The sequence below is a fragment of the Falsiroseomonas sp. RANM36 genome, assembly GCF_056682175.1.
This window is the reverse complement of the sequence record NZ_JBWXTD010000002.1, coordinates 618,091-634,711: the sequence shown is the minus strand read 5'-3', so window position 1 is coordinate 634,711 and position 16,621 is coordinate 618,091. Positions and strand designations below refer to the sequence as shown.

At 71.5% G+C, this 16,621-nt stretch carries 14 protein-coding genes and 1 pseudogene; 8 read left to right on the top strand and 7 right to left on the bottom strand.

The annotated features are described in order from the left end of the window. Positions 1-482, bottom strand: a pseudogene (locus AC1MIR_RS03895) (hypothetical protein); the annotation flags it as partial. Between the two features lie 2 nt (positions 483-484). Further along, on the bottom strand, positions 485-2,266 hold the full coding sequence (gene argS / locus AC1MIR_RS03890) for an arginine--tRNA ligase (protein ID WP_480026867.1): 1,782 nt from the start codon (positions 2,264-2,266) through the stop codon (positions 485-487). Between the two features lie 81 nt (positions 2,267-2,347). Between argS and AC1MIR_RS03885 the strand changes: the two genes are divergently transcribed. Continuing rightward, on the top strand, positions 2,348-3,478 hold the full coding sequence (locus tag AC1MIR_RS03885) for an FAD-dependent monooxygenase (protein ID WP_480026866.1): 1,131 nt from the start codon (positions 2,348-2,350) through the stop codon (positions 3,476-3,478). Further along, on the top strand, positions 3,475-5,079 hold the full coding sequence (locus AC1MIR_RS03880) for a benzoate-CoA ligase family protein (RefSeq protein WP_480026865.1): 1,605 nt from the start codon (positions 3,475-3,477) through the stop codon (positions 5,077-5,079). The genes AC1MIR_RS03885 and AC1MIR_RS03880 overlap by 4 nt, the downstream gene beginning before the upstream one ends. On the opposite strand, the gene AC1MIR_RS03875 is transcribed toward AC1MIR_RS03880, so the two are convergent. Beyond that, positions 5,076-6,245, bottom strand: a complete 1,170-nt coding sequence (locus AC1MIR_RS03875; protein ID WP_480026864.1) for a deoxyguanosinetriphosphate triphosphohydrolase — start codon at positions 6,243-6,245, stop codon at positions 5,076-5,078. The two genes, AC1MIR_RS03880 and AC1MIR_RS03875, sit on opposite strands and share 4 nt — an antisense overlap. Positions 6,246-6,347: 102 nt before the next feature. Between AC1MIR_RS03875 and AC1MIR_RS03870 the strand changes: the two genes are divergently transcribed. The 6 genes from AC1MIR_RS03870 (at position 6,348) to AC1MIR_RS03845 (ending at position 11,233) form a co-directional block, all read left to right on the top strand. Further along, positions 6,348-6,707: a HesB/IscA family protein gene (locus AC1MIR_RS03870; protein WP_480026863.1), complete on the top strand. Its 360-nt coding sequence runs from the start codon at positions 6,348-6,350 to the stop codon at positions 6,705-6,707. Between the two features lie 79 nt (positions 6,708-6,786). After that, positions 6,787-7,419 carry a TetR/AcrR family transcriptional regulator gene (locus AC1MIR_RS03865; RefSeq protein WP_480026862.1) on the top strand — a complete coding sequence of 211 codons (633 nt, stop codon included), beginning with the start codon at positions 6,787-6,789 and terminating at the stop codon, positions 7,417-7,419. Beyond that, positions 7,416-8,354, top strand: coding sequence for an HlyD family secretion protein (locus tag AC1MIR_RS03860; RefSeq protein ID WP_480026861.1), 939 nt, complete (start codon positions 7,416-7,418; stop codon positions 8,352-8,354). Before AC1MIR_RS03865 ends, AC1MIR_RS03860 begins: the two co-directional genes overlap by 4 nt. Further along, positions 8,351-9,298 (top strand): ABC transporter ATP-binding protein, encoded by a 948-nt coding sequence (locus AC1MIR_RS03855; RefSeq protein WP_480026860.1) that lies wholly within the window; start codon positions 8,351-8,353, stop codon positions 9,296-9,298. Before AC1MIR_RS03860 ends, AC1MIR_RS03855 begins: the two co-directional genes overlap by 4 nt. After that, positions 9,295-10,434, top strand: a complete 1,140-nt coding sequence (locus tag AC1MIR_RS03850) for an ABC transporter permease (RefSeq protein ID WP_480026859.1) — start codon at positions 9,295-9,297, stop codon at positions 10,432-10,434. Before AC1MIR_RS03855 ends, AC1MIR_RS03850 begins: the two co-directional genes overlap by 4 nt. A 28-nt stretch (positions 10,435-10,462) precedes the next feature. Continuing rightward, positions 10,463-11,233 (top strand): exodeoxyribonuclease III, encoded by a 771-nt coding sequence (locus AC1MIR_RS03845; RefSeq protein WP_480026858.1) that lies wholly within the window; start codon positions 10,463-10,465, stop codon positions 11,231-11,233. Positions 11,234-11,249: 16 nt separating this feature from the next. On the opposite strand, the gene AC1MIR_RS03840 is transcribed toward AC1MIR_RS03845, so the two are convergent. From AC1MIR_RS03840 to AC1MIR_RS03825, 4 genes are all read right to left on the bottom strand, one after another. Continuing rightward, positions 11,250-11,552, bottom strand: coding sequence for a hypothetical protein (locus AC1MIR_RS03840; RefSeq protein WP_480026857.1), 303 nt, complete (start codon positions 11,550-11,552; stop codon positions 11,250-11,252). 238 nt (positions 11,553-11,790) lie between these two features. Continuing rightward, positions 11,791-13,509, bottom strand: a complete 1,719-nt coding sequence (gene ilvD / locus AC1MIR_RS03835) for a dihydroxy-acid dehydratase (RefSeq protein ID WP_480026856.1) — start codon at positions 13,507-13,509, stop codon at positions 11,791-11,793. A gap of 75 nt (positions 13,510-13,584) precedes the next feature. Further along, positions 13,585-13,770, bottom strand: a complete 186-nt coding sequence (locus tag AC1MIR_RS03830) for a hypothetical protein (protein WP_480026855.1) — start codon at positions 13,768-13,770, stop codon at positions 13,585-13,587. Positions 13,771-13,779: 9 nt separating this feature from the next. After that, positions 13,780-16,476 carry a valine--tRNA ligase gene (locus tag AC1MIR_RS03825; RefSeq protein WP_480026854.1) on the bottom strand — a complete coding sequence of 899 codons (2,697 nt, stop codon included), beginning with the start codon at positions 16,474-16,476 and terminating at the stop codon, positions 13,780-13,782. Positions 16,477-16,621: the final 145 nt, after the last annotated feature.

Genomic DNA, 16,621 nt, shown 5'->3' with positions numbered 1-16,621 from the left:
CCCGCCCCCGGGGGGGGGGGGGGGGGGGGGGCGGGCGCGGCCGCGGCCGGCGGCGCCTCGGCCGCCGCCACGGTCGGCTGCGACGCCGGCTGGGGTGCGGCCTGGACGGGCGCGGGCGGGGCGGCGGGGGCAGGCGGCGCCAAGGCGGCGCGAAGCCCGCCGAGATTCGGTGCCTCGGCCTCCGGCATCATCACGGCGTTGCGCGGGGCGATGAGCTGGGCGCGGTTGGCGGGGCGATCCAGGATCAGCTCGTCCTGGTTCGGCACCCGCAGCCCGCCGCGGTCCTCGGGCTTCACCTTGAAGGGACGCGGATCGGCCTCCACCAGCGGCGCGGGCCCCGAATGGCCGAAGGAGCGCAGCGCCCACCAACCGCCCGCCGCCACCGCCAGCGCGGCCAGCAGCCCGCCGGCGATCGCCAGCATCCGCCAGGGAACGCCGGATGCCTCCCGCTGCACGCGGTAGGACGGGACCATCGCGTCCATCGTCATCGCATCTCCTCGACCGGTTCGACCCCCATCACCGCGAGGCCCGAGCGGAGCACCACCCCCGTGGCGGAGACGAGGGCAAGCCGTGCCCGTGTCGCCTCCGGCTCCTCCGCCCGGATGAATCGCAGGGTCGAGTCATCCCGACCCCTGTTCCACAATACATGAAAATCGGCGGCCAAGTCTTGGAGGAAAAACGCGATTCGGTGAGGTTCCCGCGCCGCAGCAGCGGCTTCCACGGTGCGCGGCCAGGCCGCCATGCGCCGGATCAGCGCCATCTCCGCGGGATCGGACAGCGCCTCGAGCGGTGCCGCGGCGAGCTCGGCCACCGCCGGGTCGCCCGCCTGGCGCAGCACGCTGCGGCAGCGGGCATGCGCATACTGCACATAGAAGACCGGGTTGTCGCGCGACTGGTCGACCACCTTGTCGAGGTCGAATTCCATCTGGGCGTCGGCCTTGCGCGTCAGCATGGTGAAGCGCACGGCGTCCTTCCCGACCTCCTCGATCAGGTCACGCAAGGTCACATAGGTGCCCGCGCGCTTCGACATCCGCACGGGCTGGCCGCCCTTCATCACATGCACGATCTGGGTCAGCACGACATCGAGCGTGACCCGGTTGTCGGACAGCGCGCCGACCGCCGCCTTCATCCGCTTCACATAGCCGCCATGGTCGGCGCCCCAGACATGCACGAGCTCGGCGAAGCCGCGCTCGATCTTGTGAAGGTGGTTGGCGACGTCATTGGCGAAATAGGTGCCGGAGCCGTCCGACTTGCGCAGCGGCCGGTCCACGTCGTCGCCGAACTGCGTGGCGCGGAACAGCGTCTGCTCGCGCGGCTCCCAATCCTCCGGCGTCTTGCCCTTGGGCGGTTCCAGGATGCCGCGATAGATCAGGCCCTTCGCCGCGAGCAGCGCCTCGGCCTGCTCGAGCTTGCCGGCCTCGACCACGGCGCGCTCGCTGACGAAAACCTCCTGGTTGACGCCGAGGGCGCGGAGATCCTCGCGGATCGCGTCCATCATCAGGTGGACCGTGGTGTCGCGCACGATGTCGAGCCAGAGATCGGGGCCGGCGGCGGCGTAGCCGTAGATGCCGTCCGGCGCGGCCAGCGCGTCGCCGTGGCGTTCCTTCAGCGCGGCGCCGACGGGGATCAGGTAGTCGCCGCGATACTGCAGCCCGCCCGGCACGGACTGGGCGTAGTGGTCCTCGGTCATCGTCGTGCCGAGCGCCTGGAGGTAGCGCCAATAGGCGGCATAGGCGAGCGCCAGCACCTGCGCGCCGGCGTCGTTGATGTAGTATTCGCGGGTCACGTCGTAGCCGGCCTTGGCCAGCAGGGCGGCGAGCGCATCGCCCACCACCGCGCCGCGGCAATGCCCGACATGCATCGGCCCGGTCGGGTTGGCGGAGACGTATTCCACATCCACCCGCACCCCCTGCCCCATCCGGCTGTCGCCGAAGGCCTCGCCGGTGGCGAGGATGGCGGGGACCAGGGCGCGCAGATGGGCTTCGTGGAGTCGCAGGTTGACGAAGCCGGGCCCGGCCGGCGCTGCCTCGGCCACTTCCGGCAGGGCGGCGAGCCTGGCGGCGAGGTCGGCGGCCAGCTTGGGCGGGGCGATTCGGGCCAGCTTGGCGACCACCATCGCGCCGTTGGTCGCCATGTCGCCATGGGTCGGGTCGCGCGGCGGCTCTGTCTGGACCTTGGCGAAGGCCTCCTCGGGCAGGTCCGGCAGGATCTCGCGCAGCGCCGCCACGGTGCGGGCGCGCATGGCGGCGAAGATGTCGTGCGTCATGGCGCGCGGGTTTAGCCCAGGCGCCGGGGTGTCGCCATGCCCGGCGCCGCGCCGCTATCCTGCCCGGCGAGGGAGGTTTCGATGCGCATCGCGATCGTCGGCGCCGGGCCGGCCGGGTTGCACCTCGCCGCGCTGCTCCGCGCCCGCCGGCCCGGGGCAGAGGTGCGGGTCTTCGAGCAGAACCGGGAGGGTGCGACCTTCGGCTTCGGCGTGGTGTTCTCCGACCGGGCGCTGGATTTCCTGGCGGCCGACGATCCTGGGCTGCATGCGGCGCTGACGGCCCGACTCGAGACCTGGCAGGCCATCACGCTGAACCACCCCGAGGGGCAGGTGGTCATCGACGGCATCGGCTTCACGGCGATCGCGCGGCTCGACCTGTTGCGGCTGCTGACGGAGCGGGTCCGCGCGCGCGGCGTCGCGCCGGAATTCGGCACGCGCATCGGGCCGCAGGATCTGGCGGGCTACGACCTGGTCGTCGCGGCCGACGGGGTGAATTCCGCGCTGCGCGAAGCGGGCGATTTCGGCACGGAGATCCGCGAGCTCACCAACCGCTTCGCCTGGTTCGGCACGACGCGCCGCTTCGACACGCTGACCCAGACCTTCCGCCGGACGCCGCTCGGCGCCTTCAACGCGCATCACTACCGCTACGCGCCGGGGATGAGCACCTTCATCGTCGAATGCGACGCAGCGACCTTCGAGCGGGGCGGCATTGCAACGATGGACGCCGAGGCGACGCGGGCGGAGCTCGAAAAGATCTTCGCGCCGGAGCTGGCGGGGCATCCGCTGGTGTCCAACCGCTCCGTCTGGCGGCGCTTCCCGGTGCTGCGCAATGCGCGCTGGCATGACGGAAGGACCGTGCTGATCGGGGATGCGCTGCGCACCGCGCATTTCTCCATCGGCTCCGGCACACGGCTCGCCTTCGAGGACGCGATCGCGCTGGCGAAGGCGCTGGACGCGCAATGGGGCGACGTGCCCGGCGCGCTCGCCGCCTACGAGTCGGCGCGCCGGCCGATCGTCGAGACCCTGACCGCCGCCGCGGACGCCTCCGCCGCCTGGTACGAGGATTTTGGCACGCACATGCAGCTTGCGCCGATCGACTTCGCGCTGTCCTACATCCAGCGCTCGGGCCGCGTGGACCTCGATCGCCTGGCGCGGATCGCGCCCGACTTCGTCGCGCGCGTGCGCGCGGAACGCCCGGAGCTCTCCGCATGATCCGCGACACCTGCCCCGACGACGCGCCCGGCGCCCGCGAGATTCTTTTTGTCGTCCCGGAGCGGTTCAACGCGGCATGCGTGCTGTTCGACAACCTGGCGCGCGGCAATGGGGAGCGCGTGGCGATCCGTCACGAAGGCGGCACGCTGAGCTATGCCGCGCTCTGCGCCGCCGCGTCGCGATTCGGCCACGGCCTGCTGGCGCTCGGGCTGCGGTGGTCGGAGCGCGTGCTGCTGCTGCTGGACGACACGCCCGCCATGCCCATCGCCTTCTTCGGGGCGATCCGCGCCGGGTTGGTGCCCGTCTGCATCAACACCCTGACGCCGCCCGATCTGCTCAACTTCTACCTATCGCACACCGAGGCGCGCGTCGCGGTGATCGAGGGCGCGCTGGCCGAACAGGCGCTGTCGGACCAGGCGATCGCCGGCACCAGCCTCAGCCATGTCGTCGTCGCCAATGGCGCGGCGGCGTCGGCGCGTGTGACGGTCACCACGGTCGACGAATTCTGCGCGCCGCATCCCGATCATCTGGACGCGGCGGACACGCATCGCGACGACATGGCCTTCTGGCTCTACTCCTCCGGCTCCACCGGGCGGCCGAAGGGGATCGTCCATCTGCAGCACGACATCGCGTACACGGTGGAGAGCTATGCCGACCGCATCCTGAAGCTCACGCCGGACGACATCTGCTTCTCGGTGCCCAAGATCTTCTTCGCCTATGGGCTCGGCAATTCGCTGACGTTTCCCTTCGCCGCCGGCGCATCCTCCGTGCTGCTGGCCGGCCGGCCCGACCCGGCGCGGGTCTTCGCCGCGCTCGCGAAGCACCGTCCGACGGTCTTCTTCGGCCTGCCCACGCTCTACACCGCGCTCTGCCACGCGCCCGAAGCGGAATACGCCGACACGCGCTCGCTCCGCCTCTGCATCTCGGCCGCCGAGGTGCTCTCGGAGGATGTCGCGGCGCTGTGGAAGCGGCAGACGGGGCGCGACATCATCGAAGGCCTCGGCAGCACGGAGGTGCTGCACATCTACCTCTCCAACACGCCGGATGCGCATCGCCCCGGCGCCGCCGGCCGCCGCGTGCCTGGCTACGAAGTGGTTCTGCGCGATCCCGACGGGCGCGAGGTGGACGACAATGAGGAAGGCATCCTGTGGGTGCGCGGCCACTCCAACGCACCGGGCTACTGGAACCGCCCCGACAAGACCGCCGAGACGATGCGCGAGGGCGGCTGGATCTACACCGGCGACCGTTTCCTCCGTGACGCGGAGGGCTTCCACTACTTCCGCGGCCGCGCCGACGACCTGGTGAAGGTTTCGGGGCAGTGGGTGCACCCGATGGAGGTGGAGCTCTGCCTCGCCAACCACCCGGCGGTGAAGGAGGTCGCCGTGCTGGCCCTGGAATTGCCGGACCGGCGGATGACGCTGAAGGCCTGGGTGGTGGCGAAGGAGGAGGCCGACCCGGCGACGCTGCCCGCCGCGCTGCAGGACCACGCGAAGAAGGCGCTGCTGCCCTACAAGTATCCGCGGATCGTGGAACTCGTCGCCGAGCTGCCGAAGACCGGGACCGGGAAGATCGACCGCGTGGCCTTGAAGGGGCGCAACTAGCCCGGCACCGTCGGGTCCGTCAGCCGCTTGTGCTCTTCCAGCGCGTAGCGGTCCGTCATGCCGGCGAGGTAGTCGCAGACCGCCGCCGCGGCCTCGCGCGAGCCGGCCTCGCCGGCCTTGGCGTGCCACCAGGGCGGCAGCTGGCGCGGCTCGCCATGCAGCAGGGTGAAGAGCATCTGCAGCGCGCGCTTGCATTTCTGCGTGGTGCGGTTGACCCGCCAGTGGCGATACATCCGGGCGAAAAGGAAGGCGCGGAGCTGGTTGTTCGCCTCCATCATCCCGTCGGAGAAGGCGACCACCGGGCGGTCCGCGGCGCGAATGTCGTCGGCGGTCTTCGGCGCCAGTGCGGCGATGCGCCGGCGCGCCTCCGCCACCACGTCGTTCACCATGGCGTTGATGACGCGGCGCACCGTCTCGCTGATGGCGCGGTCGCCGGGGAGCGTCGCGTTGTCGCGCTTCGCCGCTTCCCACGCCTCGCCGACCAGCGGCAGCGCGGCGGCTTCCTCCAGCGTGAAGAGGCCGGCGCGCACGCCGTCATCCAGGTCGTGGTTGTTGTAGGCGATGTCGTCGGCGATGGCGGCAACCTGCGCTTCCGCGCTGGCATGGGTGGTCAGGTCCAGCGGGTGGCGGCGGTCGTATTCGGCGATGTAGGGCGGCGGGCGGCGCAGCGGGCCGTTGTGCTTGGCCAGCCCCTCCAGCGTCTCCCAGGTCAGGTTCAGCCCGTCGAAGCCGGCATAGCGCGTCTCCAGCAGCGTCACCGCCTTCAGCGACTGCGCGTTGTGGTCGAAGCCGCCATAGGGCTTCATCATGGCGTCCAGCGCGTCCTCCCCGCCATGGCCGAAGGGCGGGTGGCCGAGGTCATGGGCCAGCGCCAGCGCCTCCGCCAGATCCTCGTCCAGCGCGAGCTCCCGCGCGATCGAGCGTGCGATCTGGGCGACCTCGATGGAATGGGTCAGGCGCGTCCGAAAATGATCGCCCTCGTGATAGACGAAGACCTGCGTCTTGTACTGCAGCCGCCGGAAGGCGGTGGAGTGGATGATCCGGTCGCGGTCGCGCTGGAAGGGCGAGCGCACGCCGCCCGCCGCCTCCGGATGCAGGCGGCCGCGCGATTCGGCCGCGCGCACCGCCCAGGGGGCCAGCCCGTCCGCCAGGCGCTGTTGGTCCATGGATGGGGCGCGTAGCATCGTGGCGGCGGCGCCCGCAACGGCCCCGCGGTTGGAAAACGGCGCCCGGCCGCCCTATCTTCGGGACAAGGAGTTATGGCCGCCATGGACCTCGCCACCACCGAAGCCCCCCTCGCGCCGTTCCGCGTGACGCCGCGCGCCGCCGCGCAGGTGGCCGAGATCGCCGCCCGCGAGGGCAAGCCCGGCGCCGGGCTGCGCCTGGCGGTGGATGCCGGCGGCTGCTCCGGCTTCCAGTACCGCTTCGGGCTCGAGGATGCGCCGGCGCCGGACGACCTTGTGGTCGAGCAGGGCGAGGGCCGGGTCTTCGTGGACCCGATCAGCCTGGAACTCCTCGCCGGCGCGGAGCTCGACTGGGCCGAGGCGCTGATCGGCGCGCATTTCGCCGTGCGGAACCCCCAGGCGGTCAGCGCCTGCGGCTGCGGCACCTCCTTCTCCGTCGGCTAGTTTTTTTGGTGCGTTTTCCTTGACCGTGGCGCCTTGCGCGCTTTAATGACTGCCCAGTCAGTCAGTAAGGTCAACTGCGATGCAGGACCCGCCCCGTCGCAGCCGCCGCAAGGATGAACGCCCCGCCGAGCTGCTGGCGGCCGCGCTCGACACCTTCGTCGCCAAGGGCTTCGCCGCCACGCGCATCGAGGACATCGCCGCCCGCGCCGGCGTCGCGAAGGGCACGGTCTATCTCTACTACCCCTCCAAGCAGGCGATCTTCGAGGCGCTGGTCCGCCAGACCCTGCTGCCCAACCTGGAGCGGATCGAGGCGATGGTCGCCGCCGCCCCCGGCCCCGCTTCCGAGACGCTCCGCCTGATCGCGCGCGCCGCTGCGGCGGTGGTCGCCAATCCGCGGCTGGTCGCCGTGCCGCGGCTCGTGCTGGCCGAGGCCGGCACCTTTCCAGAACTCGCCCGTTTCTACCGGCAGGAGGTGATCGCCCGCGGCCTGCGCCTGGTCGGCGGCGTGATCGCGGGCGGCGTGGCGGCCGGCGAGTTCCGGCCCGTGGAGCCGGAGCAGGCCGCACGCCTGTTCTTCGCGCCGCTGCTGCTGGCCGCGCTGTGGCAGGCGACCTTCGCACCGGTCGAGGACACCCCGATGCCGCCCGGCCCGCTGCTCGACCTCCATCTGGAGACGCTGCTTCGCGGGCTCGCCGCGGAGCCCGTGCGGTGAGGCGCGCCCCTGCCCTGCTGCTGCTCGCGCTGCTCGCCGGCTGCGAGGAGCCGCCAACCGGGTTCCAGGGCTATGCGGAGGGCGAGTATCTCCACATCGCGGCGCCGGATGCCGGCTGGGTGGTCTCCGTCGCCGTCGCAAAGGGCGAGCATGTCGCCGAAGGCGCGTCGCTCTTCACGCTCGAGGCGACGCGCGAGCGCGCCGCGGTCGCCGAAGCGCGCGCCGCGCTGGCCCAGGCCGAGAGCCAGCTCGCCGATCTGCGCACCGGCGCGCGGCCGGACGAGATTGCCGCGATCGCGGCGCAGCTCGACGAGGCCGAGGCCAGCCTGCGGCTTGCCGAACTCACGCTGGACCGCCAGCGCCAGCTCGCGCAGTCCCAGGTGGCGGCGCAGGCGCGTCTGGACGAGGCCCGGGCGCAGGCGCGCCAGGCGGAAGCCCGCCGCGACCGCATCCGCGCCGACCTCGCCACCGCCCGCCTGCCCGCGCGCACCGACCGGATCAAGGCGGCCGAGGCGGGCGTGGAGGTGGCGCGCGCCAACCTGGCCGAGGCGGAATGGCGGCTGGCGCAGCGGAGCATCGCCAGCCCCGCCATCGGCGTGGTGGACGACGTGCTGCGCCGCCCCGGCGAATGGGTGCCCGCGAGCGGCACGGTGATCAGCCTGCTGCCGGACGGCGCGACGAAGGTGGTGTTCTACGTGCCGGAGGCGCAGCGCGCGGCGCTGCACATGGGCGACACCGTCGCCGTCACCTGCAGCGGCTGCCCGGATGGCCTCACCGCGCGCGTCAGCCGCATCGCGACCGAGGCCGAGTACACGCCACCCGTCATCTACAGCCGCGAGACCCGCGCCAAGCTGGTCTGGCGGATGGAGGCGATGGTCGCGCGCGTGCCCGGCGCCCCCTCCCCCGGCCAGCCCGTGACGGTCGCCCGGCGATGACGGAAGCGCCGGTCATCGCGGTGCGCGGGCTGACCAAGCGCTTCGGCGGGCGCACCGTTGTGGACCATGTGGACCTCGAGGTCGGCCGCGGCCGCATCCAGGGCTTCCTGGGGCCGAATGGCAGCGGCAAGACCACGACGATCCGCCTGCTCTGCGGGCTGCTGGTGCCGGATGAGGGCGAGGGCAGCTGCCTCGGCCTCGACATCCGCACCGAGAGCCGGCGCATCAAGCAGCGCGTCGGCTACATGACGCAGCGCTTCAGCCTCTACGAGGACCTGACGATCCGGGAGAACCTGGATTTCGTCGCACGCCTCTACGGGCTGAACGACCGGCGCGGGCGGGTGGATGCGGCGCTGCAGCGGCTCGGCCTCGCCAACCGCGCGGGGCAGTTGGCGGGCGCGCTTTCCGGCGGGTGGAAGCAGCGCCTGGCGCTGGCCGCCTGCGTGCTGCACGGGCCGGACCTGCTGCTGCTGGACGAGCCGACGGCCGGCGTGGACCCCAAGGCGCGCCGGGAATTCTGGGACGAGATCCACGCGCTGGCCTCGGACGGGATGACGGTGCTGGTGAGCACGCACTACATGGACGAGGCCGAGCGCTGCCACCGCATCGCCTACATCGCCTATGGCCGCCTGCTGGCCGAAGGCACGGTCGAGGAGGTGATCGCGCAATCGGGCCTGTCCACCTGGCTCGTGCACGGTCCCGACCAGCGCATCGCGCGGTTGGCGCAGGAACTGGCGGCGCGGCCGGGCGTCGGCATGGTCGCGCCCTTCGGCGCCTCGCTGCATGTCAGCGGGCAGGATTCGGCGATGCTGGACGCGGCCGTCGCGCCCTTCCGCGGGGAAGCGGCGCTCGACTGGCAGCGCGGCGCGCCGACCCTGGAGGACGCCTTCATCCAGCTCATGTCCGGCGCCACGGACAACTTCGCGAATGGCGGCGGCGCATGAGGGCGCTGCATCGGTCCTGGCAGCGGCTGGTCGCGATGGTGGTGAAGGAATTCATCCAGATGCGGCGCGACCGGCTGACCTTCGCGATGCTGGTCGGCATCCCGCTGATCCAGCTGACGCTCTTCGGCTACGCCATCAATTCCGACCCGCGCAACCTGCCGACGGCGGTGCTCAGCGCGGACAACAGCGAATTCAGCCGCGCGGTCGTCGCCGGGCTGCAGACCAGCAGCTATTTCCGCATCGTGCCGCCGCCCGCCGATGCCGCGGCGCTGGACGACATGCTCGCGCGCGGCGCGGTGCAGTTCGCGGTGCAGATCCCCGCCGGCTTCGGCCGCGACCTGCTGCGCGGCGACCGCCCTGCCCTGCTGGTGATGGCCGACGCGACCGATCCCTCCGCCACCGGCAATGCGGTCGGCGCCCTGGAGCGCATCGTCGAGTCCGCGCTGGCGCCGCTGCTGGAGGGCCAGCTTGCCGGCCTCGCGCGCGGCCCCGCGCCCGTCGAGCTGCGCATCCACCGCCGCTACAACCCGGAAGGGCTGACGCAGTACAACATCGTGCCGGGCCTGATCGGCACGATCCTGACGATGACCATGATCATCATGACCGCACTCGCCATGACGCGGGAACGCGAGCGCGGCACGATGGAGAACCTGCTGGCGATGCCGGTGCGGCCGATCGAGGTGATGATCGGCAAGCTCGCCCCCTTCGTGCTGGTGGGCGCGCTGCAGGTGCTGCTGATCCTGGCGGCGGCGCGGCTGCTGTTCGGCGTGCCGATGGAAGGCGATCCCTTCGCGCTGCTGCTCGGGCTGCTGGTCTTCATCACCGCGAACCTGGCCGTGGGCTTCCTGTTCTCCACCGTCGCCCGCAACCAGCTGCAGGCGATGCAGATGAGCTTCTTCTTCTTCCTTCCCTCCATCCTGATGTCGGGCTTCATGTTCCCCTTCCGCGGCATGCCAGGCTGGGCGCAGGTGATCGGGGAGGCGCTGCCGCTGACGCATTTCCTGCGCCTGGTGCGCGGCGTGATGCTGAAGGGCAGCGGCCTCGCGGAGGTCTCGGCCGAGATCTGGCCGATGCTGGTCTTCCTGCTGGCGGCCTCGGCGCTGGCGATCGCGCGCTATCGCCAGACCCTCGACTAGCCGCCCGGCCGCGGGCAGTGTCCGGGCCATGCGCCTCGCCAGCTTCAACGTGAACTCGATCCGCCGCCGCGCCGGCCATGTGCGGCGCTTCCTGGACCGCAAGCAGCCCGACCTGCTGTTCCTGCAGGAGCTGAAGTGCAAGACCGAGGAATGCCCGGCGCTGGAATTCGAGGGCAGCGGCTACCGCCTGCACGCGGTGGGGCAGTCGGGCGGCCGCAACGGCGTGGCGGTGCTCGGACGCATCCCCTTCGAGGTGGTGTCGGAGGCGCTGCCGGGCGACGACGCCGACACCCAGGCCCGCTACATCGAGGTTTCGGCCGCGGGCATGCGGGTGGCGGGCATCTACCTGCCGAACGGCAATTCCGGCGGCGACGAGGGTTTCGGCTACAAGCTGGGCTGGATGGCGCGGCTGCGGGAACTGGCCAAGGCGCGGCTGGATGCGTTCCTGCCCTTCGCCATCCTCGGCGACTTCAATGTCTGCCCGACCGAGATCGACCTGGCACCCCGCGCCCTGCAGCCCACGGATGCGCTGGTGCGGCCGGAGACGCGGGCCGCCTGGCGCGCGCTGGAGCATCTCGGCCTGACCGACGCGGTGCGGGCGCTGCATCCGGGCGAACGGCTCTACACCTACTGGGACTACGGCGCGAATTTCGACGCGAATGTCGGGCTGCGCATCGACCACGCGCTGCTGAGTCCCGAGCTCGCGGAGCGGCTCACGGGCGCGGAGGTGGACGTGATGCCGCGCAGCGAGGAGAACCCCTCCGACCACACGCCGGTCGTGGTCGAGCTGTCCGCCTGAGCCGGGCGATCCGCGGCTACCAGCGCCGATCGTGCCCCCGGCCGCGCGGCCCCCATCCCGGAGGCCCGCCCCATCGGGGCCCGCCACGGGCATAGGGTCCGCCGTAAAAGCCGCGGCCATATGAGGGCCGGCCGTAATAGGGCCGGTAGGCCGGCGCGGGCGCATAAAAGACCGGCGGCCGATAGGCCGGTGCCGGCACGTAGTAGGGCCGGGCGGGGCCGTAGCCATACCCATAGACCGGCCCGGTTTCGGCGGCGATGACACAGCCCGCCAGCGGCAGGACGAATGCCAGCAGGCCGAACAGGCGGATGCGTTGCATGGGGCTCTCCGGCGCGGCGGCCGGTTGAGCGGGCTGGACCGCCGCGCGCCCCCAGGGACGCGCCGCGGGGGGCGGGGGGGGGGCGCGGGGGGGGGGTCCGGGGGGGGGGGGGGGGGGCGGGGGGCCCGGGCCCCCCCCCGGGGCCGCTTTCACCCGTGAAAGCGGCCCCAGGTCCTTGTTTGCAGGGCGGATTCACGCGCCGGGCTGATCCCGGCCCTGCGCGATCCGCGCTCACGCGTCATTGATCGGCGTAGACGTGGCTCTCCTCGGCCGCACCCGGATGCGTGACCGCGCCGTTCAGCGCCGGGCCGACGAGCTGGGCGTATTTCCAGAGCGCGCCGGAGCTGTAGTCGGTCTTGCGCGGCTTCCAGGCGGCGCGGCGCCTGGCCAGCACCGCCTCCTCCACCATCAGGTCGATCGTGCCCTTGTCGGCGTCGATGATGATGCGGTCGCCGTTCTCGATCAGCGCGATCGGCCCGCCCACCGCGGCCTCCGGCCCGACATGGCCGATGCAGAAGCCGCGCGTCGCGCCGGAGAAGCGGCCATCGGTGATCAGCGCCACCTTGTCGCCCATGCCCTGGCCGTAGATCGCGCTGGTCGTGGAGAGCATCTCGCGCATGCCCGGGCCGCCCTTCGGGCCTTCGTAGCGGATGATGATCACGTCGCCCGGCTTGTAGGCGCGCATCTCCACCGCCTTGAAGGCATCCTCCTCGCAGTCGAAGCAGAGCGCGGTGCCTTCGAAGCGGAGCGTCTTCATGCCCGCGATCTTCACGATGGCCCCTTCCGGCGCCAGCGTGCCCTTCAGCGAGACCACGCCGCCGATCGGGCTGACCGGGTCGGAGGTCGGACGGACCACGTCCTGGTCCTTCGGGATGATCACCTCGCGGTGGTTCTCCGCCAGCGTCTTGCCCGTGACCGTCATCGCGTCGCCGCGCAGGTAGCCGCCATCGAGCAGCGCCTTGATGATCACCGGCACGCCGCCGACGTTGAACACGTCGAGCGCGACATACTTCCCGCCCGGCTTGAGGTCCGCGATATGCGGCGTGGCGCGCATGATCTCGGCGACGTCGTGCAGGTCGAACTTGATCCCCGCCTCATGCGCGATGGCCGGCAGGTGCAGGCCGGCATTGGTGGAGCCGCCGGTCGCACCCACGATCGCCGCGGCGTTGAACAGCGCGTCCCTGGTGACGATGTCGCGCGGGCGCAGGTTGCGGCGGATCAGCTCCACCACCGCCTCGCCCGACTTCTCGGCCCAGTAGTCGCGGTTCTGGTCCGGTGCCGGGGCGCCGGCGGAGCCGGGCAGCGCCAGGCCGATGACTTCGGAGATGCAGGCCATCGTGTTGGCGGTGAACTGGCCGCCGCAGGCGCCGGCGCCGGGGCAGGCATGCTGCTCGAGCTCGAGCAGGTCCTCGTCGGACATGTTGCCCGCCGCGTGCTGGCCCACCGCCTCGAACACGTCGAGCACGGTCACGTCCTTGCCGCGGAACTTGCCCGGCATGATCGAGCCGCCATACATGAAGACGCTCGGCACGTTCAGGCGAACCATCGCCATCATCAGCCCGGGCAGCGTCTTGTCGCAGCCGCCGAGGCCGACCAGCGCGTCGTAGCAATGGCCGCGCATGGTCAGCTCCACGCTGTCCGCGATCAGGTCGCGGGACGCCAGCGAGGACTTCATGGACTGGTGGCCCATGGCGATGCCGTCGGTGACGGTGATGGTGGTGAATTCGCGCGGCGTGGCGCCGGCCGCCTTCACGCCCTTCTTGGCGCTCTGCGCCTGGCGCGAGAGGGCGATGTTGCAGGGCGCGGCCTCGTTCCAGCAGGTGGCGACGCCGACGAAGGGCTGCTCGATCTCCTCCTTCGTCAGTCCCATCGCGTAGTAGTAGCTGCGATGCGGCGCGCGCTCCGGCCCCACGGTGGTGTGCCGGCTGGGCAGCTTCGACTTGTCCCACTTGGTCATCTGACAGTGTTCCCTTTATCTCGGGCAGTGCCCTTGCCTGCCACATCGCGCGCCGGGCGATAAGGGGGCGTCGCTCTAGCCTGTGGCCAGCAGGAAGCCGACCCCGATCACCAGCCCGATGACGGCGCCGACCGCCTGCGCCTGCGGGCGCGTCAGGCGCCGGCCCATCACCTCGCGCTTCGGCAGCGTCTCGGCGCAGAGGATCACCGGCACCGAGAACAGCACGATCGCCACCAGCAGCTTCAGCGTGCCGGCGTCCATCGCCCTGCCCTACCCCGCGATCTGCGCGAGCGCCGCGTCGAGGCGCGCCATCTCGGCCTCGGCGGCGGCAAGGCGCTCGCGCGTCTCCTCCACCACCTCCTCCGCCGCGCGCGAGACGAAGTCCGCGTTGCCGAGCTTGGCCGAGAGCTTGCGGGCCTCGCCCTCCGCCGCGCCGCGCGCCTTCGCCAGCCGCGTGCGCTCGGCGCCGAGGTCGATCACATCGGCCAGCGGCAGCATCACCGTCGCCTCGCCCACCACCACCTGCGCAACGCCCTTCGGTGCGGCGCCGTCGAGCGGCTTCACCTCCGTCGCGCGGGCCAGGCGGCGGATCGCGTCGATCCAGGCCTCGGCGCGCGCCAGCGTCGTGCCCGAGGCGCCCTGCAGCAGCAGCGGCACGGTGACGGAGGGCGGCACGTTCATCTCGGCGCGCGCGCCGCGCACCTCGCCGATCAGCGCCACCACCCAGTCAAGCTCGGCGCGGGCCGCCTCGGCATCCTGCACGCTCACGGGCCCCGGCCAGGCCGCACGGATCAGGCTGCCCTGCTCGCCATGGCAGAACAGGTGCCAGAGCTCCTCGGTGACGAAGGGCATGGCGGGGTGCAGCAGCTTCAGGATGGTGCCGAAGACATGCTGCGCGGCGCCCTTCACCTCGGCCTTCTCCGCGCCGTCGGGGCCGTTGAGGACCGGCTTCGCGAATTCGATGAACCAGTCGCAGTAGCTGCCCCAGGCGAAGCGATAGGCGGCGGCGGCGTATTCGTCGAAGCGATAGGCCTCCAGCGCCTCGGTGCATTCCGCCACGGCGCGGTTCGACGCATCGAGGATCCAGCGCGCGAGCGGCGTCCTGGCGCTCGCCGGATCGAAGGCGGCATCCGCGGCGATGCCGTTCATCTCCAGGAAGCGCGCGGCATTCCAGATCTTCGTGACGAACGACCGGAAATCCTCGACGCGCTTGCGGCCGAGCTTCACGTCGCGGCCCGGCCCGGTCAGCGCGGCGATGGTGAAGCGCAGCGCATCGGCGCCATAGGCCTCGATCAGCTCCAGGGGGTCCATCACGTTCCCCTTGGACTTCGACATCTTCTGGCCCTTCTCGTCGCGGACCAGGCCGTGGATGTAGACGTGGCGGAACGGCACCTCGTTCATGAAGTGGATGCCCATCATCATCATGCGGGCGACCCAGAAGAAGATGATGTCGAAGCCCGTCACCAGCACGCTGCCGGGATAGTATTTCCGCAACTCCGGCGTCTCGTCGGGCCAGCCGAGCGTGCTGAAGGGCCAGAGCGCGGAGCTGAACCAGGTGTCCAGCACGTCCGCGTCGCGGATCAGCGTGACGTCGCGGCCGTATTTTTCCCGCGCGGCGGCAGCCGCTTCCGCTTCGGACTCCGCGACGAACACCTCGCCATCCGGCGCGTACCATGCCGGGATCTGGTGGCCCCACCACAACTGCCGGCTGACGCACCAGGGCTGGATGTCCCGCATCCACGCAAAGAAAGTATTCTCCCACTGGCGCGGCACGAAGACCGTCTGCCCGGTCTCCACCGCCTTGATGGCGGGCTGCGCAAGCGTCTTCGCATCCACGTACCACTGCATGGTCAGCCGCGGCTCGATCGGCACGCCGGAGCGGTCCCCATGCGGGACCATGTGCGTATGGGCCTCGATCTTCTCGATCAGCCCCAGCTCCTCCAGCCGCGCCAGGATTTTCTTTCGTGCCTCGAAGCGGTCGAGGCCGTCGAGGCTGCGCACGAAGGACGGATCGCCGATGCCGGGCACCTCCGCAAGCTCAGCCTCGATCTCGGCCACCATCACCTTCGCGTCGGCGTCCAGCACGGAGGGCATGGCCAGCGCGTGGCGCTTGCCGACCTCGAAATCGTTGAAGTCATGCGCGGGCGTGATCTTCACCGCGCCGCTGCCCTTCTCGGGGTCGGAATGCGTATCGGCCACCACGGGGATGCGCCGGCCCGTCAGCGGCAGCACCAGGTGCTTGCCGACGAGATCGGCGAAGCGCGCATCCTCGGGATGCACGGCGACGGCGGTGTCGCCCAGCATCGTCTCCGGCCGCGTCGTCGCCACCACCAGGAAGCGGCCCGGCTCGCCCTCGACCGGGTATCTCAGGTGCCAGAGGCTGCCCTTCACCTCCCGGCTCTCGACCTCGAGGTCGGAGATTGCAGTCTGGAACACCGGGTCCCAGTTCACCAGGCGCCGGTCGCGATAGAGCAGCCCCTGGCGGTGCAGCGTGACGAACACCTTGAGCACGGCCCGCGACAAGCCGGCATCCATGGTGAAGCGCTCGCGCGGCCAGTCGAGGCTGGCGCCGAGGCGGCGCAGCTGGCGGGTGATGGCGCCGCCCGACTGCGCCTTCCACTCCCACACATGCTTGAGGAAGGCCTCGCGGCCCATCGCGCGCCGGTCCTGGCCCTGCGAGGCCAGCAGCCGCTCCACCACCATCTGGGTCGCGATGCCGGCATGGTCGGTGCCGGGCTGCCACAGCGCGTCGCGCCCCTGCATCCGGCGCCAGCGCGTCAGCATGTCCTGCACGGACATCGTCAGGGCATGGCCGATATGCAGGCTGCCCGTGACATTGGGCGGCGGGATCATGATGACGAAGGGGGGCGCGGAGGAAGCGGGGTCGGCCGTGAAGGCGCCCAGCTTCTCCCACAGGTCATAGAGGCGCGGCTCGACGGCCGCGGGATCGAAGGTCTTCGTCAGCATGGCGGCATCCCTTCCGCGCCGGTCGGGCGCCGTCAAGGGCTTCGCCGCGCATGGGGACGGCGCGCGGGGCGCGCGCCGCCCGGGGGGGGGGGGGGGGCCCCCCCCCCCCCCCCCCCCCCCCACACGGGCCCCCCCCCCCGCCGGG